The organism is Mucilaginibacter phyllosphaerae, from assembly GCF_004378255.1.
Lineage (GTDB): Bacteria > Bacteroidota > Bacteroidia > Sphingobacteriales > Sphingobacteriaceae > Mucilaginibacter > Mucilaginibacter phyllosphaerae.
Genome location: NZ_SNQG01000005.1, coordinates 64,777 through 89,650, shown reverse-complemented (window position 1 = coordinate 89,650; position 24,874 = coordinate 64,777). Strand labels below are relative to the sequence as shown.

Below are 24,874 nucleotides of genomic sequence, written 5' to 3'. Positions count from 1 at the left end.
TTACGGATTTACCGCCACCACCTCATTATCATTGCCTGCAATCGGCATTTTTGAATTGCCCTGTAACTTTATTACCGGCATTTTAGAGTTACCTTTTGTTTTGATGACAGGCATATTATAGCTGCCGGTATTGATAGCCAAAGCGTTTGGTAAATTGCTTTTAAAACTTTGCGGTGTAAACAATTTATTGGTTGATGAAACAGGCAGATTAACCCTCCATGTACTATCAGCTTTAAATGGCCGGATAAGGTTATTACTTAACGGATTATCCAATGGGGCAATGGTGGCTTTTTGAGCCGTCAGCTTACCACTGATGATCAACAGGACCATAAAAATTATCAGCTTTTTCATAATCGGTTTGGTTAATACCAAGGTAACTATTTTAACATCAATGCTAAATCTGTAAAATGTTAAAATAAATTATTTACACTTTGATGCTGATAAAATAGCACCCATAAAAAAACGCCTCCCTGATTAGGGAAGGCGTTTATAGGGTTTACTCTGAAAGCTTATTCTGCTTTTTGCAGATCAACGGTTGCTTTATCAATAGCAGCTACAGCCGCAGTATCATTAAGCTTGGTCCTGCTTTCTTTAATGCCGCCTAATATCTGCACTACCTGTGGGGCAACGCCATATTTTTTAAATTTGGTACCAAAATCAGCAATGGCCTTTATGCCTTTTTGTGCCTGCTCAGAGCTTTTAACACGCCCTGTAAAATCAGCAAACTTTTTCATTAGGTTAAACTGAGTTTGCGGCTGGCCTTCGGTAAATGCTTTGTACACATAATCGTATTGTTCATCGGTACCGCTTGTGGCATAAGTAACCAATATAGCCTGTTTTAAGGCGCCTTCGCTATCTTTTTCGTATGATTTTGCCAGGCTCATAGCTTCGGTAGGGTTGAGCATATCTATGGCAGATAAGGCCGCGCCCTGTACCGCGTATGATTGGCTGTTTAAAGCCTGCTTAAACAAATTCATATTGCCGGATGCCTTTAGCTTACCCAAAGCTGTAATAGCCGCTGCCCTAACCAGGGTGTTAGGGTCGGTTTGTGCCAGTTTAACTAAAACAGGCTGGGCAGCATTACGTACATCATCATTGGTCATATCAGCCGCTTTAATGGCTTTTATCTGCAATTCGTAATACTTATCGTTTAAAGCTGCAATAATTACTTTGCGTGCGCCTGCATTAGTTTGTTGCTTGGCAGCGGCGGTAATAGCCTCAAAACGATCTAAAAATAACGGCGCGTTAAAATATTGGAAGGTAAACTCCTCGATGGATTTGCTATCTGTTTTTTTGGCTAATAACATTTTATCACCATCCACATTCACCAGGCTTGGCTTAACTGCCGAATGGAACACCAAGCTATCTACCTTGTTGCGCATCCAGAATTTACGGCGGTCCATTTTGCCGCCTGCATAAACGTCAATAGCTAAAGGCATTGTAAATGCATCGCCATCCTGGGTTTGGTTTAGGTAAACGGTTTGTGTTTTGGTAGCATCATTCCATTTGTAGGTGATGTTTAGCACCGGGTGGCCTGCGCCAAAGTACCATTGGTTAAAAAACCAGTTTAAGTCGCGGCCACTGGCTTCTTCCAGGGCTAAACGCAGTTGATGTGCTTCACCATTTTTAAAGGCGTTTGATTTTAGGTAGATGTTTAAGCCCTTGTAAAATGCAGCATTACCCAGGTAGTTGCGCAGCATATATAATATGGCGCCGCCTTTTTGATAGGTAACCGCATCAAACATATCCTCTTTGTTGCCGTAGTGAAAACGGATCAGGTCTTTTGTTTTTAGTTCAGGCTGGCTCAGGTAGTTCATCCTGTCCTCGTAGATATGCGCGTCACCGGCATCTTTGCCATATTTATATTCGGCCCAAAGGGTTTCGCTAAAGTCAGCAAATGATTCATTTACCGATAGGTTGCTCCAGCTTTCGGCAGTTACATAATCACCAAACCACTGGTGGAAAAGTTCGTGCACAATAGTGCTGCGGCCCTGGCTGTAATAGGCATCTATCAACTCGCGTTTGGTAGCCTGTACATAGTCGCCATGCAGGGTAGCGCTGGTGTTTTCCATCGCACCGCTCACATAATCGCGCACTACTATCTGCGAGTATTTGTTCCAGGGGTAATCAACCCCCAGGGTTTTTGAATAAAAATCGATCACCTCTGGTGTAAAGCCAAAAATATCTTTGGCATAGGGCGCATATTTAGGTTCCAGGTAATAGCTCACTTCTTTGCCTTTCCAGGTGTCTTTGGTTATTTTAAAATCACCCACAGCCATCATAAACAAGTATGGCGAGTGTGGCAATTCCATTTTCCAGGTATCGGTACGGGTGCCGTCACCATTAAGTTTTTGCGATGCTAAACGCCCGTTTGACAGTGTAACGTATTTGGCCGGAACGGTCATGGTGATCTCGTCGGTAGTTTTCTGGTTCGGCTTGTCAATCGTAGGGAACCAGGCCGATGAGCTTTGGGTTTCGCCCTGTGTCCATATCTGGGTTGGTTTATCTTTTTCGGTACCGTCGGGGTTAATAAAGTATAAACCTTTGGCATCGGTTATCGCAGCGCTGCCCTGTGCTTTAAGTTCGTTTGGTTTAGCGGTGTAATCAATATAAACCGTGTAGCTTTCGTTATTGCGGTAGGTACGGTCAAGCTGTATGTTGATGGTCAGGCTATCGTAGGTGAATTTAAGCGGCGTATTTTTACCGGCTTTAACAATAGATACATTTTTTATATCCATGCCCTGGGCGTCCAGGCTTAAAGAATCGGTAGGGTAAAAGTGTGGTTTTAAGGTAACCCATTCCTTGCCATACAGGTACCGTTTTTTGTAATCGAAACGCACATCAAGTTTAGTGTGCACCAGGTCGCTGTACTTTGGCGGGGTTTCGCGATAGATCTTTAGTGCAGGGTCTGCAGGTGGGGTAGTTTGCGCAACTGCGCTATTTAAGGCGCAGGCACTGATGCTGCCGATCAGCATGGCAGCGTAAAAAGTTTTCATATAGTTTTGGTTTGATTTAATATGCATGCATAATAAAAGCTAAAATATTAGTTTTTATTTGATTTAAGACGGCTAAGTAAGATTAATGTTACAAGGAATAACTATTAAACTACTAAATTAGCCTTACCAATTATTGCGCTTATACATCACCAATACCTATTTGTTATGCAACGCAGAAAGTTTATTCAAAACGTAGCCCTTACAGGCACAAGTTTAGTATTAAGCCAAAACCTGGCTATGGCCGGTATTTTTAAAGGCAACCCGGCTAAAAAAGTGGTGCTGGGCGTTATGGGCGTAAACAGCAGGGGCGCATTCCTGGCACAAAAGTTTGCTGCCCTGGCTGATGTAGAGATAGGCTATATATGCGATGTTGACAGTGTGGCTATGGCCAGGTGCATTGCCGAAATTGGAAAAATAACCGGTAAAAAGCCACAGGGCATAACCGATGTGCGCAAATTGTTAGAAAAGAATGATCTGGACGCCCTGGTTATTGCCGCACCCGATCACTGGCATGCCCCTGCAACCATTCTGGCTTGCCAGGCAGGCAAACACGTTTATGTAGAAAAACCCTGCAGCCATAACCCGCACGAGGGTGAAATGGCGATAGCAGCAGCAGCAAAGTATAATAAGCTGGTGCAAATGGGCAGCCAGCGCCGGTCTTTTGATAACGTACAAAAAATGGTGGCCGAATTACACAGCGGCATTATTGGCCGTGCCTATTTTGCAAGGGGCTGGTATGTAAATAACCGTAAAAGCATTGGTATTGGTAAACAAGTGCCTGTTCCTGCCAACCTAAATTACGATCTATGGCAAGGCTATGCCCCGCGCAGGCCGTATAAAGATAATTTGATCCACTATAACTGGCACTGGCATTGGAACTGGGGAACAGGCGAAGCTTTGAACAATGGTACTCACGAAATTGATGTGATGCGCTGGGGGTTGGGTGTTGATTTCCCTGACAGGGTGACCTCAAGCGGCGGCCGTTTTGCCTTTAAAGATGATTGGGAAACGCCTGATACGCAAACGATATTAGCTAATTTCCCTAACAATACGGCGCTATCCTGGGAGGGGCGCAGCTGCAACGCTTTTAACTCTGAAGGGGTGGGGCGAGGGGTTGTGTTTTATGGGGACCATGGTACCATCAATTATGGCGGTGGTAACGGCTATCAGGTATTTGATTATGATAACAAGCTTGTAAAAGAAATAAAGGACGAAACCCCGGTGGATGCAACCAATAAGGTAAGCCCTACAGAAATGCTGGATAGAGTACACCTGCAAAATTTTGTGAACGCCATTCGCGGGGAGGAGAAACTAAACCAAACCATCATCAACGGGCACCGGTCTACCTTAATACCGCAGTTGGGTAACATTGCCCAACGGGTTGGCAGGGTGCTTAACCTCGATACATCAAACGGGCACATTTTGCACGATGCCGAAGCCGCCAAACTTTGGGGCCGCGAGTACGAACCCGGATGGAATTTGAAAGTTTAATATATCAGCCTGAATATACATTTATGAGAAACTTTAAAACCTGTTTACTTGTGGTGGCAATTGCTGCCGGTATGCAAAGCGCATCGGCACAAAATAAAGCCGGATACATTAACTTGTTTAATGGTAAGAACCTGAATGGCTGGAAGATACTGGCCGGCAAAGCCGAATACAAGGTGGAAAATGGCGGCATTACCGGCACTGCGGTGCTTAATAGCGGCAACACCTTTTTAGTAACCGAAAAGGAATATGGCGATTTCATCCTGGAGCTGGATGCTAAAACAGAAAGCATGCTTACCAACTCGGGCATACAGCTACGCAGCCATTTTGATGCTGCCGGGCACGATGGCAAGGGGCTGGTTTATGGCCGCCAATGCGAAATTGACCCCAGCGACCGCAAATGGACCGGCGGTATCTATGACGAAGGCCGCCGCGACTGGCTGTACCCAATGGAACTGAACGCCAAGGCGCAATCTGCCTGGAAGAACGGGCAGTTTAACCACATCAAAATAGAGTGCATTGGTAATAGCACAAAAACCTGGATAAACGGCATTGCTACTGCTTATGTGGTAGATACCATAGATACCCGCGGCTTTATAGGTTTACAGGTACATGCTATTGATAATGAGCAACAAGCAGGTAAAAAGATCTTCTTTAAAAACATCCAAATTAAAACTACTAACCTTAAACCGCAGCCATTTGCTAAAGATGTATATGTGGTTAACCTGCAGCCAAATGTACTATCGCCATACGAGAAGCAGGATGGCTGGAAGCTGCTGTTTGATGGTAAAACGCCGAATGGTTGGCGCAGTGCATCATCTATGGCCTTTCCAACTAAGGGGTGGAAGGTTGCGGACGGCATGCTATCGGTAATTGGTGCTAACGGCGGCGAGGCGGCTAATGGCGGCGATATTATTACCGATGGCCAGTACAAGGCTTTTGATATGTCATTCGAGTTCAGGATGAGTAGGGGGGCAAACAGCGGGGTGAAGTATTTTGTTACCCTGTCCGAAAAAACCACAGGCTCGGCCATTGGCCTGGAGTACCAGGTACTGGACGATGAAGTGCACCCCGATGCCAAACTGGGCAGGGACGGCAACCGCAAATTGGCGTCCTTATATGACCTTATTCCGGCCCAAAAACAGCCCCGTTTCGTCCACAAAATAGGGGAGTGGAACACCGGCCGCATTGTGGTGTCGCCAACCAATCATGTCACCCATTTTTTGAACGGTGTAAAAGTGTTGGAGTATGACCGCGGCTCCAAAACTTACCGCGACCTGGTAGCCATCAGCAAGTATAAGATCTGGAAAGATTTTGGCGAAGCCCCGCAAGGCCATATCCTGCTACAGGACCATGGCTTTGATGTGGATTATCGTAGCGTGAAGATAAAGGAGCTCAAATAGCTTTTTCTTCTTGTCATGCTGGACACTTTTGTCAGTCTGAGCTTGTCGGAGACTTGGCGATGCTGCTACTGGTTCGACAGGCTCACCATAACATCGGTAAATTATTCATACATACCTGTTTATATCCGAACACCCTACCGTCCGTAAACGAACGGTTTTATAACATTATTTGATTTTAAGTAATTGATAATTAGTATTTTGTAAATTTGGCACATATGTTATACGATATGCCTTGCGGCAAGCTTGCTTGCTGCCTATTTGCCTACCAAACTTAAATCATCATGTTTAAAAATTACTTAAAAATATCGTGGCGTAACCTTACCAAAAACAAAGCGCATACATTTATTAATGTAACAGGCCTGTCGGTAGGTATGGCGGTGGCTATGCTTATCGGGCTTTGGATCTGGGATGAGGTATCATACGATAAGTACTTTAAAAACCACGATAAAATTGTGCAGGTATGGCAGCACCAAACCTTTAACGGCAAGGTAGGCAGCCAGATAGCTATGCCCATACCGCTGGGTACCATGCTGCGTAATGATTACACCGGCAAGGATAAAGATTTTAAATACACCGTACTTTCCAGTTGGAATTTTGAACATATTTTGGCCCTCGGCGATAAAAAGATAACACAACAAGGTAGTTTTATGCAGGCCGAAGCACCCGAAATGCTTTCGCTGAAAATGCTGAAGGGTACCCGCGCAGGCCTGGCAGACCCATCATCTGTACTGTTATCTCAAAAGGTAGCCAAAGCGCTGTTTGGCGATGCCGACCCGATGAACAAAACCCTGAAACTTGATAACAAGGACCTGGTTAAGGTTACCGGCGTTTATGAAGATATCCCACATAATTCTTCGTTTAACGAATTATCAATGATCCTGCCGTGGGACCTGTACCTGTCATCGCAGGATTGGGTGAAAAGATCTGCAAGCCAATGGGGTAACAACTCGTTCCAGATCTTCGCGCAATTAAATGATCATGCCGATATTGGAAAAGTCAGCGCACGCATAAAAGGCATCAAAGAAAAAAATATCGCCCTGGCCGGCGATAAGGTTGGCGCTTCGTTTAAGCCGGTAGTATTTCTGCACCCTATGGATAAATGGCACCTGCGCAGCGAATTTAAGGATGGGGTTAATACCGGTGGGGCCATACAGTTTGTTTGGATGTTCGGCATCATAGGCACCTTTGTATTGCTGCTGGCCTGTATCAATTTCATGAACTTGAGCACCGCCCGGTCAGAGAAGCGCGCCAAAGAAGTAGGCATCCGCAAAACAGTAGGCTCGTTACGCAGCCAGCTGATAGGCCAGTTCTTCAGCGAATCGCTGATGGTGGTGGCATTTGCCTTTCTGCTTTCGGTTATTTTGGTATTGCTTACTCTGCCCTGGTTTAACCAGGTGGCCGATAAAACCATGACGGTGCTGTGGGCCAATCCGGTATTTTGGCTGATGGGTTTGGGCTTTAGTCTGCTTACGGGGCTGATTGCCGGTAGCTACCCGGCCTTTTACCTGTCGTCGTTTCAGCCGGTAAAAGTTTTAAAAGGCACTTTTAAGGCGGGGCGGTATGCCGCTTTACCGCGTAAAATACTGGTAGTGCTGCAGTTTACGGTTTCGGTTACGCTTATTATAGGCACTATTGTAGTTTTCAGGCAGGTGCAGCATACCAAAAACAGGGCCGTAGGCTATGAGCGCACCGGGTTGTTGCAGATGAACATGAAATCTGACGATATTCATAAAAATTTTGCCGCTGTGCGTAACGATCTGTTACAAAGCGGCGTGATAGAAGAAATGGCCGAATCCGGCAGCCCGCTAACGGATGTTTACTCTAACAATAGCGGCCTTACCTGGCGTGGCAAACCGGCCGGCCTGCAAGACGATTTCGGTACCATCAGGATTACGCATGAATTTGGAAAGGTGGCTAAGTGGAAGGTTGTTGAAGGGCGCGATTTTTCGAGGGCCTTCGTAAGCGATTCTACCGGGATGATCCTGAACGAGTCGGCGGCCAAATTCATGAACTTTAAGCATCCCGTAGGCGAAATAATTGAGTGGGGAGGCAAGTATAAAGTAATAGGCGTGGTAAAAGATATGGTCATGTCGTCGCCCTATGAGCCGGTTAAGCCAAGTATATTTATCCTGCAAAATTTCGACGGGGGGATAGTTGACATCCGCTTAAACCCAAAAGTGAGCACCCGCGAAGCTTTAGGCAAGATTGAAGCTGTATTTAAGCAGTATGACCCGGGCAGCCCGTTCGATTATAAATTTACCGACGACGAGTACAATAAAAAGTTTGCCAACGAAGAGCGTGTAGGCAAACTGGCCGGATTTTTTACCCTGCTCGCTATCTTTATCAGCTGTATGGGCTTATTTGGCATGGCATCGTTTATGGCCGAGCAGCGCATCAAAGAGATCGGCGTACGTAAAGTACTGGGGGCATCGGTATTTAATTTATGGAAGCTGATGTCTGCAGATTTTATCATCCTGGTAAGTATCGCCTTACTGTTTGCCATACCAACGGCCTATTACTTTATGCATAACTGGCTGCAGGATTATAAGTACCGGGCCGAGCTTTCCTGGTGGATCTTTGCCCTGACGGCAGTTGGCGCCATTACCATAACCATATTAACGGTAAGCTACCAAAGCATCAAAGCTGCGCTTACCAACCCGGTTAAAAGTTTAAAAACAGAATAATAACCTGCACCCGTATGATCAATAATTATTTAAAAATGGCCTGGCGCATCCTAATCCGCCAAAGGCTGTTCTCGGCTATTAATATATTGGGCCTGGTAATTGGTATGGTTGCAACCTTGCTAATTGTGCAGTACATAAGCTTCGAGCTAAGTTTTGATGATTTTCAACAACATGCCGATCGGATCTACCGCGTTAAACATCAAAATTACAGGGATGGAAGCCTGATAGAAAATACCCCAAAAACCTACTCGGCAGTTGGGCCGGCAATAAAGGCCGAGATACTGGGCGTAGCAGAGCAGACCCGTGTATCTAAACTGGAGGGGCAGGTAAGCACACAGCAGGCCGGCAAAGATGCTGTAGCGTTTAACGAACGGCATTTGTACCTGGCAGATCGCTCGTTCCTTAAAATGTTCTCCTTCCGGATGGTGGAGGGAACAACAGCGGCGCTGGATGGCCCCAACGCGGTTGTGCTGACAGAAACCACCGCCAAAAAATATTTCTCCGGGCAGGATGCGCTTGGCAAAACCATCCGCATTCAGCAGAATGTATCGGGCACCAATATTACCGCTACGGTAACCGGTGTTTGTAAAGATGTGCCTGCCAACTCGCACCTGCAGTTTGATTTCCTGGTGTCGCAGGATCTGCAGGCCGGCGATTGGGTTTATGCCGACTCCTACACCTATCTTTTACTATCGCCCAAAACAGACCATAAAATGTTTGAGGCAATGCTGCCGGCTTTTATAAAAAGGCACAGCACCGGGAATGATAAGATCCGAAACTCCAGTTTTACACAGGGCAAAAGCAATTTAAGCAGCATCGTTTTAACCTTACAGCCCCTGCGGGATATTCACCTGTATGCTAACCTTAGCGATGAGATAAGCCCCGGCGGGAATGGCAATATGGTTTGGTACCTGGGTATTATTGCGGCTTTAATTTTAATTATCGCTTATATCAATTACATCAACCTTACTACCGCTAAAATCATTGAACGGACAAGGGAGGTAGGCATCCGCAAGGTGTTAGGCTCGCAGCGGCTGCAGCTTATCCTCCAGTTTTTGTTAGAATCGCTGGTGTTGAACAGTATCAGCGTAATTATTGCCGTAGTGGCTGTAATGATGCTGATGCCCTGGTTTAGCGCATTGTGCGGTGTAAACATCCAATTTACGCTTTGGCAAAACGGGCTGTTTTTAGCCGGCTTTGTTGGGTGCTTGTTATCCGGCATTTTGCTGTCGGCATTTTACCCGGCGCTTATCCTGTCTAACTACAGGCCGGTACAAATACTTAAGGGCAGGTTTCAAACCGGGGGGCAAGGTATCTCGCTGCGTAAATCATTAGTGGTTTTTCAGTTTGCGGCCACCATTACCTTTATGATAGGTACGCTGGTAGTTTACAGCCAGGTAAATTATATGAAAACCGGCAATAATGGTATGGATATGAAACAAACGCTGGTATTGATGGCCCCGCAGAATGTAAGGCAGAATGATGCCGAGGCGATGGATTTTATGCATAGGGACAGTGTTTTTCAAACAGAACTGATGCGCAGCCCGCGTGTACAGGGTGTAACATCGTCATCAAGCATCCCCGGCGAGGTTATCAATTATACAATGGCTTACACCCGGCCCCAAAATGCAGCAGAAGAAAAGAGCATCAGGCTGCCCACGCTGGAGATAGGGAGTAGTTTTTTAAACCAGTTTAAGGTGAAGATAATTGCCGGGAACAATTTTTCTGCAGCAGCACGGTCGGCAGGTTCGGCCATGATGCTGAATGAAGCAGCCGTAGTATCGTTAGGGTTTAAGAACCCGCAGGATGCCGTAGGCAAAATCATCCAAACCAAAAACGGGCGCGGCCGCATATTTGAGAACACAATTGCCGGGGTTGTTAAAAACTTTCATCAAACATCCTTAAAAGAAGATTTTACCCCAACGGTTTTCAGGCTGATAGACCCATCCAGCGTTACCCATTACGAGCTGAAGGTAAATACGGCAGATTTGCCTGCTACCATGGCGCAGATAAATAAAACCTATAAAAGCGTATTCCCGGATGCTGCCTTTGATTATTTTTTTCTGGATGAGTTTTTTGATCAGCAGTACAAGGCCGAGCAGCACTTTGGTAAAATATTCAGTCTTTTCTCCGGCCTGGCAATTTTGGTTGCCTGCCTGGGTTTATTTGGGTTAACGCTTATAACCGTTAACCAGCGCATTAAAGAGATAGGCGTACGTAAGATATTAGGGGCATCTATACCCAACATCCTGCTGCTGATATCAAAAGATTTTATTGGCTTGCTGGGTTTGGCATGTGCTATTGCAGTGCCTGTGGCTTACTGGGGCAGCTACCGCTGGTTGCAAAACTATATTTTCCGCATTAACTTTAGCGTGTGGTTTTTTATTGTTCCTATGGCATCGGTATTAATTATGGCATTGGCTACAATTAGTTTACAGGCCATCAAAGCAGCGCTTGCCAACCCCATTAAAAGTTTAAAAGCAGAGTGATATACATGATCAGGAAAACAGCATACGCCATGCTGCTGCTGTTAGCGGCAGGGTTGGGGGTTAAGGGCCAGTCGTCCCATCAGGATTCGGTTCAAAAAAAGATTGCACTGGTAGAAAAAAACCTGATAGGCTTGATCCAGACCGAAGGGCAGCAACCCTGGACCATTCAGGAACGGATGGCACATTACAAGGTGAATGGTGTAACTGTGGCCGTTATCCGTAATTATAAAATGGAATGGGCAAAGGGCTACGGCTGGGCCGATGCAGGCAAGAGAATACCGGTTACTGCTCAAATACTTTTCCAGGCGGCATCTATCAGTAAATCCTTAAATGCAGTAGGGGTTTTAAAGCTGGTGCAAGATGGTAAACTGGATGCGGATAAAGACATCAACCAATATCTTACCACCTGGAAATTTCCGTATGATACGGTAGCCAGGGGAAAGATCATCAATACTAAAAACCTGCTTAGTCATACCGCGGGTTTAACGGTGCACGGCTTTGGGGGCTACAGCCATAAAGATACGCTGCCAACTATAGTGCAAATACTAAATGGCACCAAACCGGCCAATTCAGATGCTGTACGATCGATGTTTGAGCCCGGCTTACGGTCAGAATACTCTGGCGGCGGCACAACTATAACGCAATTAATGGTGATGGATATTACGCACCAGCCGTATGATAAATATATGTACCAGCAGGTGCTGAAACCTTTGGGGATGACGGGCAGCACCTATACCCAGCCCCCGGTAAATACCAAAGCCGGAATATTAGCTACCGGCTACCGTAATGATGGCGCCGAGCTTGAGGGCAAATACAACATTTACCCCGAAGAAGCCCCCGCCGGCTTATGGACAAACCCTACCGACCTGGCTAAATACATTATCGAAACACAGCTGGCTTACCAGGGCAAATCAAGCAAGGTGCTTAACCAGGCATTTACCCGGTTAAGGCTTACGCCGTATATGGATAAATCTGCCGCTTTGGGTGTTTTTATAAACGATTTTGAGGGTACTAAATATTTTGAACACGGCGGTGCTAACGAGGGTTTCCGCTGCCAGTATTTTGGCAGCCTGGAAGGTGGTAACGGTGTGGTAGTGATGGTAAACTCAGATGAGGGGGCCATCAATAACGAAATTATAAACAGCGTAGCCAAAGTGTACAATTTTAAGGGCCTGTATCGTTCCAAAATTTATAAGACCGCTATTGTTGACAGCGCTGTATTACAAACTTATGTGGGTAAATACGAAATGAGGCCCGGCTTTAACCTGATGATCACCCGGGAAGGAAACAAGCTATACGGGCAGGCAACCGGCCAGGCCAGGCTGGACCTGTTTGCCGAAGCCCAAAACAAATTTTACCTGAAGGTTGCGCCTGTAGAAATTGAGTTTATCAAGAATGAAAAAGGCGAAGTGATAACCTGCCGCATCTATCAGGGTGGTGTAAACGATGCAAAAAGGATAGAGTAATGATTGCAGGAAGATTTTATTTTTTTTTGGCGGCACTATTGATAACGCTTAATATAGCCCATGTTGCTGAAGCACAGGATACCGTTATTATTAATAAGGAATATGGTAAGCTTGACAGTATCGGTTCAGCAATACTTAAACAGAAAAGGTTTTTGCAGGTTTTTGTACCTGCTGGCTACAAGCCGGGCAGCAGCCAGAAATATGATGTAATTTATGTGCTTGACGGCGGAAACTGGAATACCGGTTTAATAAACTACATACAGCATTTTGTAGCAGGCGAAGGCAATATGCCGCCCACTATTGTGGTAAGCATTTTGGGGATAGACAGGGATAAAGATCTTACGCCTACGCATTTGGCCGATTGGAAAACATCCGGCGGGGCAAACAATTTTTTGGCCTTTATTAAAAACGAGGCTATTCCGTACATCAACAAAAAATATCCGTGTAACGGAGATAATACCCTTTGGGGGCACTCTTTTGGGGGGCTGTTTGTAATGTATGCGCTATTGAACGAGCCCGCAACTTTCAAATCTTTTATAGCGGTTGACCCCAGTATATGGTGGGACAACTGTTATATAGCTAAAGCAGCGCATTTTAAGCTGCGCGCCTTAGCCGGGCTAAATACCACGCTTTTCATCAGCGGGCGCGAGGGTGCCGACGGTGCATCCATGAGGATTGACAGTATGAACGCGGCCCTGAAAAAAGATGCCCCGGCAAACCTGATATGGAAAAGTATGCTTTACCCGGACGAAACCCACAGTTCGGTAAGGTTTAAAAGTATTTACGATGGTTTAAAATTCACCTATTCGGGTTATAGCGGGGGTGTTGAATTTTTGCCTGTGAATGGCATCGTGCTAAAAGATACGCCATTAAAAATTTGGTATTATAATGACCCCGCTAAAATACATTACACTACCGATGGCACCGAGCCCACCTTAGCCTCGCCTAAAGTAGTATCAGATATTGAAATAGCTGCACCGGCCAAACTTATAGTTAAAAGCATTACCAACCGCAGCCGTTATAACAGTAGCGCAAGCGGTAATTTTAAAACAGGAGATTGGCTACTGCCGGCAAAAATGCAAAAGAATGCCAAGCCGGGCGGTTTTAAATACGATTATTACGAAGGTACATGGCTTAAGCTGCCCGATTTTAAGAAAATAAAACCAATTAAGCAGGGCATAACCGATAGCACCTTTAACATCGAAAAACTACCCCAGCAAAACAATTTTGCCCTGATCATAAGCGGCCAGATGAAGATTGAAGAAGATGGTTATTACATTTTTATTATGGATGCAAACACAGAAGCAAGCCTGTGGATAGGCAACCAGCCCGTTATAACAGCAGATGAATTGCATAAAAGCGGGCAATCGTACATCTTACCCATAAAAAAAGGCTACCATAACTTCCGGATACAATATTGGCATAAAGCAGGCCCACCTAAGTTAAATTTACTTTATGTAACACCTAAAAGTGCGCTGAAAAAAGATGCGACAGTTATTCCGTTACAATTGCAGTACAGTCAACGCTAAATAAAATTTAACCACAAAAAAAACCGATGCACAGCATCGGTTTTTTTATAAAGTCAGAGAACTGATCTCCACTCGCTAATCTGTATTTACTGAACTTAGCAATATTGCTCAAACGCACCAATCAGGTTATCAGCTATCATTTGTGCCGGGCGGCCTTCAATCTGGTGGCGCTCTATAATATGTACCAGTTTACCATCCTTAAACAAAGCCATTGATGGCGATGATGGCGGGTAAGGCAACATCAGGTTACGGGCAGCATCTACGGCATCTTTTTCCATACCTGCAAAAACGGTAACCAGGCGGTCCGGGTGTTTTTCATTTGCTGCTGCGGCGCGTGCTGCAGGGCGTGCATTAGCTGCAGCGCAGCCACAAACCGAGTTTACCATTACAAATACAGTGCCTTCGCTTTTAATAGCCTGCTCAACAGATTGGGCATCTTTTAATTCTTCAAAACCAACTTTGGTTAATTCTTCCCGCATTGGGGCAACTAAATATTCTGGGTACATAATTTTACTTCGCTTAAATTCAATACAAAAATATCAAATTCAAAATAAAAACAACCCGTAATCAGAATAATCCGTAATAATTGACGTTTCGCTTATAATAACAGGGGGAAGTGTGAGCCGGAATTTATGGCGATGATTTATTATATTGCGTACTTATTGTTTTAACCCTAATTAAAACTATAGAATGAACTTAAAATTAAAGATTTAGGTATGGGCATTATTACGAAAAAAAATAACGCCCAGCCGCGTATTGTACAGGTAAAAGCAAAGCATATTAACAGCCTTAAAGCAGCGGTAGCCGCCGTGTTAATTGTGGTAATGGTGCTGATGACAGCCATTGTGCGCTTAAGCACGCAATCGTTACAGCAAAGGCAGGAAAACAGCAGGCTGCAATCGCAGGTGGTTGCCCTGCAGGTGCAGATAGATAAAGAAACGCAGGATGCACTGCTGGTTAACGCCGAAAAAGAGGGCAGCCGCAGTAAGGCTGTTTCTTATATTCAGGATATCCAATCCAAACTAAAAACTATTAACAATTATATGAGCAAGCGGGGTTTGCGCGGCTTATCATTCCGTAAACTAAACGTTGGCGATAAGCCCAAAAGCGATACCAAGCTGTATGCCGATTTTAGTAACTACCTGGATAGGCTGGTAAACAATATTGCCTATGTGCCTATGGGCTACCCAAGGTTAAGCTCGTTCACATCTTTTTTTGGCTCGCGCGGTAACCCGTTTGATTTTGGCGGGCGCGAGTTTCACCCCGGTATTGATTTTGCAGGCCACCGCGGCGACCCGGTTAAATGCACCGCCAGCGGCAGGGTGGTGTTTGCAGGTAAGGCAGGCGGCTATGGCAACTGTATAAAGATACGCCATGCCAATAACCTGGAGACCTGGTACGGCCACCTATCCAAAATAAACGTTAAAGAGGGGCAGCGCGTAACCGTTGGCGATATGATAGGTAAAGTTGGTTCAACAGGCCGCTCCACAGGCCCCCATCTGCATTACGAGATCCGGAAGAATGGCCACCCGGTAAATCCCAAACAGTATTTAAGTTTAAACATGTAAGGCAGCTTGATAATTATTGCAAAATAGGTGCGCAAACGTAAATCCATTTGTTGCTGTTTTACGTTATATTGCTAAACTATTTGATATATTATTTTGTAATAGTAATAAGTACTATATTAGCTAAACAATTTTAAATCTACCGTTATGAAAAAACTGTTAAAAAACCAGGATCTTAAAAGCGTGAATTTTACTGCCCTGTCCAGAGATGCCATGAAAAATGTACTGGGTGCCGCTGCCGATTTAACCAAACAGCAGTATTGCGAGGCCGACCACGTAGGCAGGTGCGGTGTTTGCGATAAACAAGGCGTATTTACCCCATGCGCGTAACCGGTAAATGAAGATAATTGTACTGTGTTTCTGGATCATCTTAACCCGTGTAGGTTATTTCTTTTTAATACAAGGTAATCACGACGGGCTGTATTACATGAAGATGAACAATCTTAAAGATATCAGCCAGTACCTTATCGTTGCAACCTTTTTGGCATTGTATTACCATAAACAATTATCTGCTAAAATAAAGCAGTTAATTGTTTTCACAATTGTTTACTGCCTTTCTTTTACCTGTATTATGCTTTACCCTTTTATGGGCAGCGAATTCAGGGGCAACAGCGAGCCCTTCCTTATCGCTTATAATGCTTTCTGGGCGTATGCCGTGGCAGCAATGTTTTTATACATTGTATTCAGCTCAGATAAATTCTCAACCAAAAGCACCGAAGTATAACAACCGCAAAGCCGCGCCTTTACTGCAAATTAAGGCTGCTGCTTATCAATCTTCATGCTATTGCAATAACCGGGTAATGTTAAGCTATCCAATTTCATTAAAATATTAATATTCACTATTTTTGCATCTCAAAAACTGAATTATATGTCATTAGTAGAAACTGCATACGTTAAAAGTAAAGTGAAGGATCCTTCACTGGCCGCTTGGGGCCGTAAAGAGATTGAATTGGCTGAGGCAGAAATGCCTGGTTTAATGGCACTGCGTAAAGAATACGGCCCGGCTAAAATATTACAGGGCGCACGTATTGCAGGCTGCTTACACATGACCATACAAACAGCTGTTTTAATAGAAACCCTGATAGAACTGGGTGCAGAAGTTACCTGGTCGTCATGTAATATATTTTCCACACAAGATCATGCTGCTGCTGCCATTGCTGCTGCCGGCACTTCTGTTTACGCCTGGAAAGGGATGAACGAGCAGGAATTTGACTGGTGTATAGAGCAAACTTTATTTTTTGGCGAAGACCGCAAACCGTTAAACATGATATTGGATGATGGCGGCGATTTAACCAATATGGTTTTTGATAAATACCCGGAGCTTGCCGCAGGCATCAAAGGTTTATCTGAAGAAACTACTACAGGTGTACACCGCTTATATGAGCGTATGAAAGCCGGTACCTTATTGGTGCCTGCCATCAATATTAACGATTCTGTTACCAAATCTAAATTTGATAATAAATACGGTTGCCGCGAATCATTGGTAGACGCCATCCGCCGTGCTACCGATGTGATGATGGCCGGTAAAGTTGGTGTTGTTTGCGGTTACGGTGATGTAGGTAAAGGTTCTGCCGATAGCTTACGCAACGCCGGTGTACGCGTTATTGTTACCGAGATCGACCCTATCTGCGCCTTACAGGCAGCTATGGAAGGTTATGAAGTTAAAAAGCTTTCTACCGCCATTGCCGAAGCTGATATTGTTGTTACAGCAACAGGCAACAAAAACATCGTTCGCGAAAGCCACTTCCGCGCATTAAAAGATAAAGCCATTGTTTGTAACATAGGCCACTTTGATAACGAGATTGACATGGCCTGGTTAAATGGCGCTTATGGCGATAGCAAAATAGAGATTAAGCCACAGGTTGATAAATATACTATCGACGGTAAAGATGTAATTGTATTGGCAGAAGGCCGTTTGGTAAACTTAGGCTGCGCCACAGGCCACCCAAGCTTTGTAATGAGTAACTCGTTCACCAACCAAACCCTGGCACAAATTGAGTTATGGACAAACACCAACGCTTACGAAAATAAAGTTTACACCCTGCCTAAACACCTCGACGAAAAGGTTGCCCGTTTACACTTAGAAAAAATTGGTGTGGAACTGGAAGTTTTAGAGCAAGACCAGGCCGAATACATCGGCGTAACCGTTGAAGGTCCGTTTAAACCGGAGTACTACCGTTACTAAGCTAAAAGTATTTAAATAAGAGAAAAGGGATATGGTGCAAGCCATATCCCTTTTTTGATTGAAAGATTTACTGCTTTGCTTTGTGGCGATAAAGTTTGTCGAAGTATTAGTCGCTTTGCCAAGTTTTCGACAAGCTCAAACTGACAATTTTTGTTTTAGCATGTCCTGGTGAGCCTGTCGAACCATTAGCTGCTTTGCTAAGTCTTCGACAGGCTCAGACTGACATGGTGGTGGTGGGGCCTATGGAACCATTAGTCGCTTTGTTAAGTCTTCGACAAGCCCAAACTGACAATTTTTATTTTAGCATGTCCTGATGAGCCTGTCGAACCATTAGCTGCTTTGCTAAGTCTTCGACAGGCTCAGACTGACATGGTGGTGGGGCCTATAGAACCATTAGTCGCTTTGCCAAGTTTTCGACAAGCTCAAACTGACAATTTTTGTTTTAGCATGTCCTGGTGAGCCTGTCGAACCATTAGCTGCTTTGCTAAGTATTCGACAGGCTCAGACTGACATGGTAGTGGTGGGCCTATAGAATCATTAGTCGCTTTGCCAAGTTTTCGACAAGCTCAAACTGACAATTTTTGTTTTAGCGTGTCCTGGTGAGCCTGTCGAACCATTAGCTGCTTTGCTAAGTATTCGACAGGCTCAGACTGACATGGTGGTGGGCCTATAGAACCATTAGTCGCTTTGCCAAGTTTTCGACAAGCTCAAAATGACAATTTTTGTTTTAGCATGTCATGGTGAGCCTGTCGAACCATTAGCTGCTTTGCTAAGTCTTCGACAGGCTCAGACTGACATGGTGGTGGTGGGCCTATGGAACCATTAGTCGCTTTGTTAAGTCAAACTGACAATATGTTCAATCATTAAGATTTATTTTCTACAACAATCCATACGATTCCCTTATCCAGGTAAACAGCTGCGGCCTTAAGTCATTAGTGCTGCTTAACCTGATGTGGTTTTCAAATCGTTTGGCTGTGGCTTGGGTGCTTTTGATAACCGGCGGCTCATCCAGTTTGGTGGCCGAATAAAATTTTAGGTCCAGCTGTTTTTGCATCGGGCGGATCACGAAGAAGGTTTGCCTGTGCACAAAAGTGATGCAGTTGGGGGTAACACCAACCAGCACATCGGGCCAGCCGGCAACTTCTGCCAATAGTTTATCAAACAGCAAGATCAGTTCATCAGGCTTGCCTTTAAAAAGATCATCCGGATTTACACGGGCGCAGTAGTGCCGCTGGTGTTGGCCGGTTAATTCGCGGTCGCATTTGGGGCAGGTGTATGGCATTAAAATACGATGGTAAATTTGGTGCCCACATTGGGTTCGCTTTCTACCGTTATTTTGCCGCCAAAGGTTTCTATCTGGGTTTTGGTCATAAACAGGCCAATGCCTTTACTGTCATGCCCGGCATGGAAAACGCTGTTGAGTTTAAACATATCCTTACCATGTTTTTTCAGGTCGATGCCCAGGCCGTTGTCTGCAAAAGTTAGGCTCATACGGCCGTTTGCCAGTTGTGATGTAATGTGTATTACCGGCGCAACATCCGGCTTACTGTATTTTAACGAGTTACTTACCATGTTATAAAATATACTCTCCAGGTACATCTTAGGGAACTGCATGCTGGTTATCTGCAAATTGGTAGTAATAACAGCGTTTTTACTTATCATTTGCCCCTTTAACATGGTGCCGGTAACTTTTACCATATCGTTAAGGTTGCAGGTATCGTAGGCTATGTTTTTACTGTTGCGCACTTCCAGCACACGCATCAGTTCATTCAGTGTTTCGTTAAGGGTTTCGCTGCTTTGGTTCAGCATCTGCAGCAATTCTTCTTTTTCGTGCTCGTCGGCAGCTTCTGCAATCATATTCAGGATCATGCGGATACTGCCCGAGGGGCCGCGCAGATTATGCGCCACAATACGGTTAAAATCTTCATACTGGCTTATGCGGTTTTCCAGATCTAAAGCGCGCTTGTACTCATCAATATCATAGCAAGACCCAAACCATTTTAAAATGGTGCCGTTGGCAGCGCGCATGGGTGTGGCCTGAGACAGGTGCCATTTATAAACACCATCCGCCGCCCTGCGAAAACGCACTTCGGATTTATATGGGTTGCCCGTAGCCAACGATTGCTGCCACTTTTTATAATCATCCGCCGCATCATCCTTATGTATCACCGGTTCCCATCCATAAAACAGGGTATCGTCCATGCTCATGCCGGTATAATCAAACCAATGCTTGTTGTAATAATCCATGGTGCCATCCGGGTTCGATGTCCAGATGATCTGCGGGATCGAGTCGGCCAGGAATTTAAATTCCTGGATCTTTTCTATCGTTTTATCCTGCTCTTTAACCAGTGCTACCTGCTTCATAAGCTCCAGGTTTAGCGCCTCCTGCGTTTCTACAGATTTTTTGAGGGCCAGTTCTGCCGCCTTATAATCATTAATATCCTGAAACGTGCCATACAGCCTGTTGCATACACTGTTTGTAAATTCGGCATTGCCAAGCGCACGCACCCAAAGCTGCTTGCCTTGCGCGTTAATTATTTGCAGTTCTTCATCCCAGGGGGTGCCGTCGGCAATGGCTTTTTCAATAGCGGCGCTTATGCGGTTGCGGCTGTCGCCTTCTTTATAAAAATCAATACCCGTTGCCAGGTCCGGCTCATAACCGGCAGACACACCGTGTATCTCTTTGGTAACAGATGTCCAATAAACTTTTTGTTGCTGTATATCCAATTCCCAGCCGCCCACGCGGGCAACCTGGTTAGTTTGCTCTAATATCTCTTTGGTGCGTTCCAGGTCCTTCTCCAGGCGGTAGCGCTCGGTAATATCAATGGCGTTACCAATAACGTAGGTGCCCTCGCGCGGGGATGTTTGCAGGGTATTATTATAAAGCCATACCTTTAAACTGCCATTTTTATGCCGGGTAAGCATTTGCCCTTTTGCCTGGCCTGTTGCCGTAATCTGTTTAAGGTAAGCATCTAAAAAAGCATGGCGCTCCTGAGGCACAATATCATACAGGCCCATTTTTAAAAGTTCTTCGGGCGTATAGCCCAAAATGGCAGCCCCAGCAGTATTTAATGATAAAAATTCACCATTAAGGTCATGCGTGCACATCAGGCCTTGCGAGTTTTCGAAGAAAATGCGGAGTTTTTCTTCACTTTCGGCCAGCATCTTGTCTTTAATCACAATAGAAGATACATCGCGGCCAATGCCAAAGATGTTCCCCGTAAGAGTTTCGGGGGTGGCGGTCCACTCAATGGTTTTAAAATCGCCGTTAATAGTTTTTAAGCGTTGTAAAAAATTGATGGTATCATGGCCAAGGCTTAAATTTTTAAGCTCGTGTTCGGTTGCTGCAATATCGTCCGGGTGTATAAGTTCAAAAACCGGTGTGTGGAGTAAATGTGCTTCGCTCCAGCCCAAAACCTTTGTAAAGGCGGGGTTAACGCGTTTAAAAAATCCATCTGTGCTGCCAACAAAAACCAAATCGTTGGATGAACGGAAAAGCTTCTCTACATTTTTAAGGTCCTGTTTCTTGCGGCGTTCTACAATCAGGGCAATTACCTCTTCGGCCAGCAGTTGCAACGCGCGTTTTTGCCGGTCGGTCAATATGCGGGGTACCCTGTCAATAACACACAAAGTGCCCAGCGCGTAACCATTTGGGTCTATAAGCGGGTAGCCGGCATAAAAACGGATATCCGGGTCGCCTGTTACCAGGGCGTTGTGTTTAAAACGGATATCCTGTGTGGCGTCGCCTACTTCTAAAAATTGGGCGTCGGTAATGGTGTAGCGGCAAAAGGCTAAATCGCGCGGAGTTTCTTTAACCTGCAGCCCCACGGCCGATTTAAACCACTGCCGCCGTTCATCCAATAACGATACAAGCGAGATAGGCGCTTCGCAAATGATAGATGCCAGTTCGGTTAGCCGGTCAAACTCGTGCTCGCTTAACGTATCTAATATGTCATAGTCGTCCAGCGCTTTTAAGCGTTCTTTTTCGTTGGCCGGTGTAGGAGAAGTGCTCACAATAGTTGATACAATGTTTACGAATATATTGATTAATTAGTTTTATGTATTGATTAAACAAAGCGCTTATTGAAAAATAAAGCAAACCACAGGTAGTAACTAAGGCACCGTGCAGAAAATATATTTAATAAATTTTTGTAACTTAATCCGTTTTATAACACCTAATCCCAAATGAAACTATTTAACAAAAAAAACATGGTAACCGCGGCCTTATGCCTGGGTGCGGTTACAGCTTTTTCGCAGGGGGCCCAAAACCTGCCTAAAGATTATCTGAGCAAAGAATTTCATGCAGGCAGGCGCCAGGCGCTGCGCAATTTAATGCCTGCCAATTCGGTAACGGTAGTATTTGCCTATCCCGAGCGTGTGTTTTCTAAAGATGTAAACTACGTTTATCATGCCAACCCCGATCTGTATTACTTTACCGGTTATAAAGAGGCCGATGCCATGCTGATGGTGTTTAAAGATATGCAGGGGCAGGGCGATAGTAGTTATAACGAAGTGCTTTTTGTACGCAAGCGCGACCCGCAGCGCGAATCGTGGACGGGCCGCCGCCTGGGGGCGGAAGGTGCAAAGGCGCAGCTTGGCATTAAGTATGCCTACAATGGCGAAGCTTTTGGCAATTTCCCTATAGATTTTAAGAAGTTTAAAACCATTATTTATGATGACCTGCCGGATGATATAGGCCAGGATGCCGGATTAGATTATTTGGTTAAAACCTTTAAAGGAAAAGCCAGCCTGCCGGAAGTAGATAAAAGCCTGGTGAACAGCCTTAACATGGTTGCCGCCCGTGGCACACCACAAAACATCCCGCAGGTATTAAATTATTTAAAAAGGAGCCTGAAACCCGAAGTATATCAGGGCAACGAACTTATACAGCAGCTGGCCAACAAGCCGGATAGCGCTACCCTGATAAGCGTTAAGGCTAAAATTAAAGAGCAGTTTGGTTCGATGGCGCTGTTTAATGATATGACCGTTGCATTGCGCGGCATTAAACAACCCGAAGAACTGGCGCTTTTAAGTAAATCGGCCCAGCTATCGGCCATAGCACATGCCGAGGTGATGAAAGCCATAAAACCCGGTATGAGCGAGCGCGAACTGGAAGGGGTGCTGCTGTATGTACATAAAAAATATGGCGCCGAAGATGAAGGCTACCCGCCAATTGTTGGGTTAGGCGCTAACGCCTGTATTTTACATTATGAAGAAAACAGTGCACAAATGCTGAATAACCAGCTGGTATTGCTTGATGTAGGATCTGAGTACCATGGTTACTCGGCCGATGTTACCCGTACCGTGCCGGGTAACGGCAAATTCAGCGAAGCGCAAAAAGCCATTTACCAGTTGGTATATGATGCGCAGGAAACGGTGATTAAAATGTGCAAGGCCGGTGTGCCTTATGCCTCGCTGGAAGAAAAAACCGGCGAAGTGCTTGGTGCAGGCCTGGTTAAGTTAGGTATAATTAAAGATGCCAAAGATGTAAGGCAATACTATCCGCATGGCGTATCGCACCATTTGGGGCTTGATGTGCACGATAAAGGCGCTTATGACGGTAACCTGGAAGAGAATATGGTGATTACTGTAGAGCCGGGCATCTACATCCCCGCAGGCAGCCCCTGCGACAAAAAATGGTGGAACATTGGGGTGCGGATAGAGGATGATATTTTAATAGGTAAGGATAAATTTACCAACCTTTCTGCAGATGCACCGCGCACCTGGCAGGAAGTTGAGAAAATGGCCGCACAAAACAGTATATTTGACGGTGCGAAATTCCCGCCGCTTAAATAGGATTACTTATTATATCAGAGAGCCCCGATGCAAATCGGGGCTCTCTTGTTTTTGAACTACTACATATAAATACATGTCAGTATGGTCCTGTCGAATACTTAACAAAGCAGCTAATGGTTCGACAAGATCGCCATGACAATTTACACAATGTTAGTCAGTAGCCCGTCGAAGACTTGCTTTCACTAATCGTTCGATAAATTAAATATGTATTATTTCACCTCTGCTTCTTCTTCAACGGTTTCGCGGAGGTCGTAAAGCAGCCATTGTTTGCCGGCAATCGCTTTTGCTTTTGATTGCAGCAGCTTTATAAAATCATTTACACCTACGGGCTCGTTGCCATTGCCGTGGATCAGTACAATACTGCCTGCCTGCGGTTGCTGCCCTTTGGCCAGCCAGGCATCGGTGCCAATAGGTATCAGCCCAAAACCGGTTATCTGATACACCAGCTGCTGATCTGACACCAGCCCCGGAAACCTGAAAAACACCGAAGGCAGCAAGCCATTAGCCAGCATCAGCTTTTCGGTTTCTAAAACTTCGTAGTTAATATCTGTGCCGGGCTCCAGTAAAAAATTTGTTTTAAGCGGGTTGGTACTGCTAACGCGATGGTTAAAGGAGTGGTTTATCCAGGTAATGTAGATCTGCTGATTGGCCTGCAGCTGTTTTAACCAGGCAAGGTCCTGCATGTGGTGTTTCATCCACAGGCCGCTAACAGATAGGGCAATGGGCACGGGCTTTTCTACCCGGCTAAAACCATTGATAAGATCGGTAAAAAGTTTCCTCTCCAGCGGGCGGTGCGATGGGCAAAGGTCGGCAGTAAGGCTTATGCCGGTTTCTTTGGGCAGGCCGCGCTCTATACCGGCATCCTGTATCGTAACCGATTGGCTTTCGGCCTTGCTTAGTGCCTTTTGGTAGGGTGTGCTGCCGAATAATTTGCGTGCTTCTGCAAAGCTCATCGGTTTTATCTGGTAAAACCCGGCATCGTTCACTTTGGTTTGCAGGGTTTGCGGGTTCACCATCAGCAGGTAAGGTTTGCCGTTATTTTCAAAGCGGCGCAGTATCAGCCAGTCTTGCGGGTAACGTTTTGCCCAGCCATAATAAGCCTGGTAGTTTTTAATATTGCCGTAAGTTACCTGCGCATTGGCAGGCAAGCTATAAAACAAGGTTAACAGTACAAATACAATCCGGAGCAGCGCTTTCATAATCATGCAAAGTAACACAATCACAAAAACATTTCAATTGTTAGGGTAGTAATAATGATATTTGCCCTAAACAC

At 45.2% G+C, this 24,874-nt stretch carries 17 protein-coding genes; 11 read left to right on the top strand and 6 right to left on the bottom strand.

What is annotated here, in order from left to right; translation table 11 throughout:
• Together E2R65_RS13895 and E2R65_RS13890 are read right to left on the bottom strand one after the other, a co-directional pair.
• Positions 1-351, bottom strand: a complete 351-nt coding sequence (locus E2R65_RS13895) for a hypothetical protein (RefSeq protein WP_134337086.1) — start codon at positions 349-351, stop codon at positions 1-3.
• 158 nt (positions 352-509) lie between these two features.
• A complete protein-coding gene (locus tag E2R65_RS13890) occupies positions 510-2,996 on the bottom strand; it encodes a M1 family aminopeptidase (protein WP_134337085.1) in 2,487 nt (828 codons plus the stop codon).
• 165 nt (positions 2,997-3,161) lie between these two features.
• Here E2R65_RS13890 and E2R65_RS13885 point away from each other — a divergent pair, with 165 nt between their 5' ends.
• The 6 genes from E2R65_RS13885 (at position 3,162) to E2R65_RS13860 (ending at position 14,055) form a co-directional block, all read left to right on the top strand.
• Positions 3,162-4,487, top strand: a complete 1,326-nt coding sequence (locus E2R65_RS13885) for a Gfo/Idh/MocA family protein (protein ID WP_134337084.1) — start codon at positions 3,162-3,164, stop codon at positions 4,485-4,487.
• A 23-nt stretch (positions 4,488-4,510) separates the two neighbouring features.
• Entirely contained in the window at positions 4,511-5,887 is a 1,377-nt protein-coding gene (locus E2R65_RS13880) for a 3-keto-disaccharide hydrolase (RefSeq protein WP_134337083.1), read from the top strand.
• Positions 5,888-6,168: 281 nt separating this feature from the next.
• Positions 6,169-8,571 (top strand): ABC transporter permease, encoded by a 2,403-nt coding sequence (locus tag E2R65_RS13875; protein ID WP_134337082.1) that lies wholly within the window; start codon positions 6,169-6,171, stop codon positions 8,569-8,571.
• 14 nt (positions 8,572-8,585) lie between these two features.
• Positions 8,586-11,060: an ABC transporter permease gene (locus E2R65_RS13870; protein ID WP_134337081.1), complete on the top strand. Its 2,475-nt coding sequence runs from the start codon at positions 8,586-8,588 to the stop codon at positions 11,058-11,060.
• Positions 11,061-11,065: 5 nt separating this feature from the next.
• Positions 11,066-12,526 (top strand): serine hydrolase, encoded by a 1,461-nt coding sequence (locus E2R65_RS13865; protein WP_134337080.1) that lies wholly within the window; start codon positions 11,066-11,068, stop codon positions 12,524-12,526.
• Positions 12,526-14,055, top strand: a complete 1,530-nt coding sequence (locus E2R65_RS13860; RefSeq protein ID WP_134337079.1) for an alpha/beta hydrolase-fold protein — start codon at positions 12,526-12,528, stop codon at positions 14,053-14,055. The genes E2R65_RS13865 and E2R65_RS13860 overlap by 1 nt, the downstream gene beginning before the upstream one ends.
• A 95-nt stretch (positions 14,056-14,150) precedes the next feature.
• On the opposite strand, the gene E2R65_RS13855 is transcribed toward E2R65_RS13860, so the two are convergent.
• On the bottom strand, positions 14,151-14,561 hold the full coding sequence (locus tag E2R65_RS13855; RefSeq protein ID WP_134337078.1) for a BrxA/BrxB family bacilliredoxin: 411 nt from the start codon (positions 14,559-14,561) through the stop codon (positions 14,151-14,153).
• Between the two features lie 210 nt (positions 14,562-14,771).
• Between E2R65_RS13855 and E2R65_RS13850 the strand changes: the two genes are divergently transcribed.
• The 4 genes from E2R65_RS13850 to ahcY all read left to right on the top strand — a co-directional run bounded on the left by E2R65_RS13850 (position 14,772) and on the right by ahcY (position 17,805).
• Positions 14,772-15,623, top strand: a complete 852-nt coding sequence (locus tag E2R65_RS13850) for a M23 family metallopeptidase (RefSeq protein WP_134337077.1) — start codon at positions 14,772-14,774, stop codon at positions 15,621-15,623.
• Between the two features lie 144 nt (positions 15,624-15,767).
• The gene (locus E2R65_RS13845; protein WP_134337076.1) at positions 15,768-15,950 is read left to right on the top strand and encodes a hypothetical protein; all 183 of its coding nucleotides are present in this window, start codon (positions 15,768-15,770) and stop codon (positions 15,948-15,950) included.
• 7 nt (positions 15,951-15,957) lie between these two features.
• Positions 15,958-16,344: a hypothetical protein gene (locus tag E2R65_RS13840; RefSeq protein WP_134337075.1), complete on the top strand. Its 387-nt coding sequence runs from the start codon at positions 15,958-15,960 to the stop codon at positions 16,342-16,344.
• A 144-nt stretch (positions 16,345-16,488) separates the two neighbouring features.
• Complete coding sequence (ahcY, locus tag E2R65_RS13835) at positions 16,489-17,805, top strand: adenosylhomocysteinase (RefSeq protein ID WP_134337074.1); 1,317 nt, start codon at positions 16,489-16,491, stop codon at positions 17,803-17,805.
• Between the two features lie 877 nt (positions 17,806-18,682).
• Here the strand turns inward: ahcY and E2R65_RS13830 are convergent.
• A complete protein-coding gene (locus tag E2R65_RS13830; protein WP_134337073.1) occupies positions 18,683-19,087 on the bottom strand; it encodes a DUF5655 domain-containing protein in 405 nt (134 codons plus the stop codon).
• Positions 19,087-21,819: a PAS domain S-box protein gene (locus E2R65_RS13825; protein ID WP_134337072.1), complete on the bottom strand. Its 2,733-nt coding sequence runs from the start codon at positions 21,817-21,819 to the stop codon at positions 19,087-19,089. Before E2R65_RS13825 ends, E2R65_RS13830 begins: the two co-directional genes overlap by 1 nt.
• A gap of 171 nt (positions 21,820-21,990) precedes the next feature.
• Between E2R65_RS13825 and E2R65_RS13820 the strand changes: the two genes are divergently transcribed.
• Positions 21,991-23,601 (top strand): aminopeptidase P family protein, encoded by a 1,611-nt coding sequence (locus tag E2R65_RS13820; protein ID WP_204986318.1) that lies wholly within the window; start codon positions 21,991-21,993, stop codon positions 23,599-23,601.
• Positions 23,602-23,810: 209 nt separating this feature from the next.
• On the opposite strand, the gene E2R65_RS13815 is transcribed toward E2R65_RS13820, so the two are convergent.
• A complete protein-coding gene (locus tag E2R65_RS13815; protein WP_229704673.1) occupies positions 23,811-24,800 on the bottom strand; it encodes a polysaccharide deacetylase family protein in 990 nt (329 codons plus the stop codon).
• Positions 24,801-24,874 lie beyond the last annotated feature (74 nt).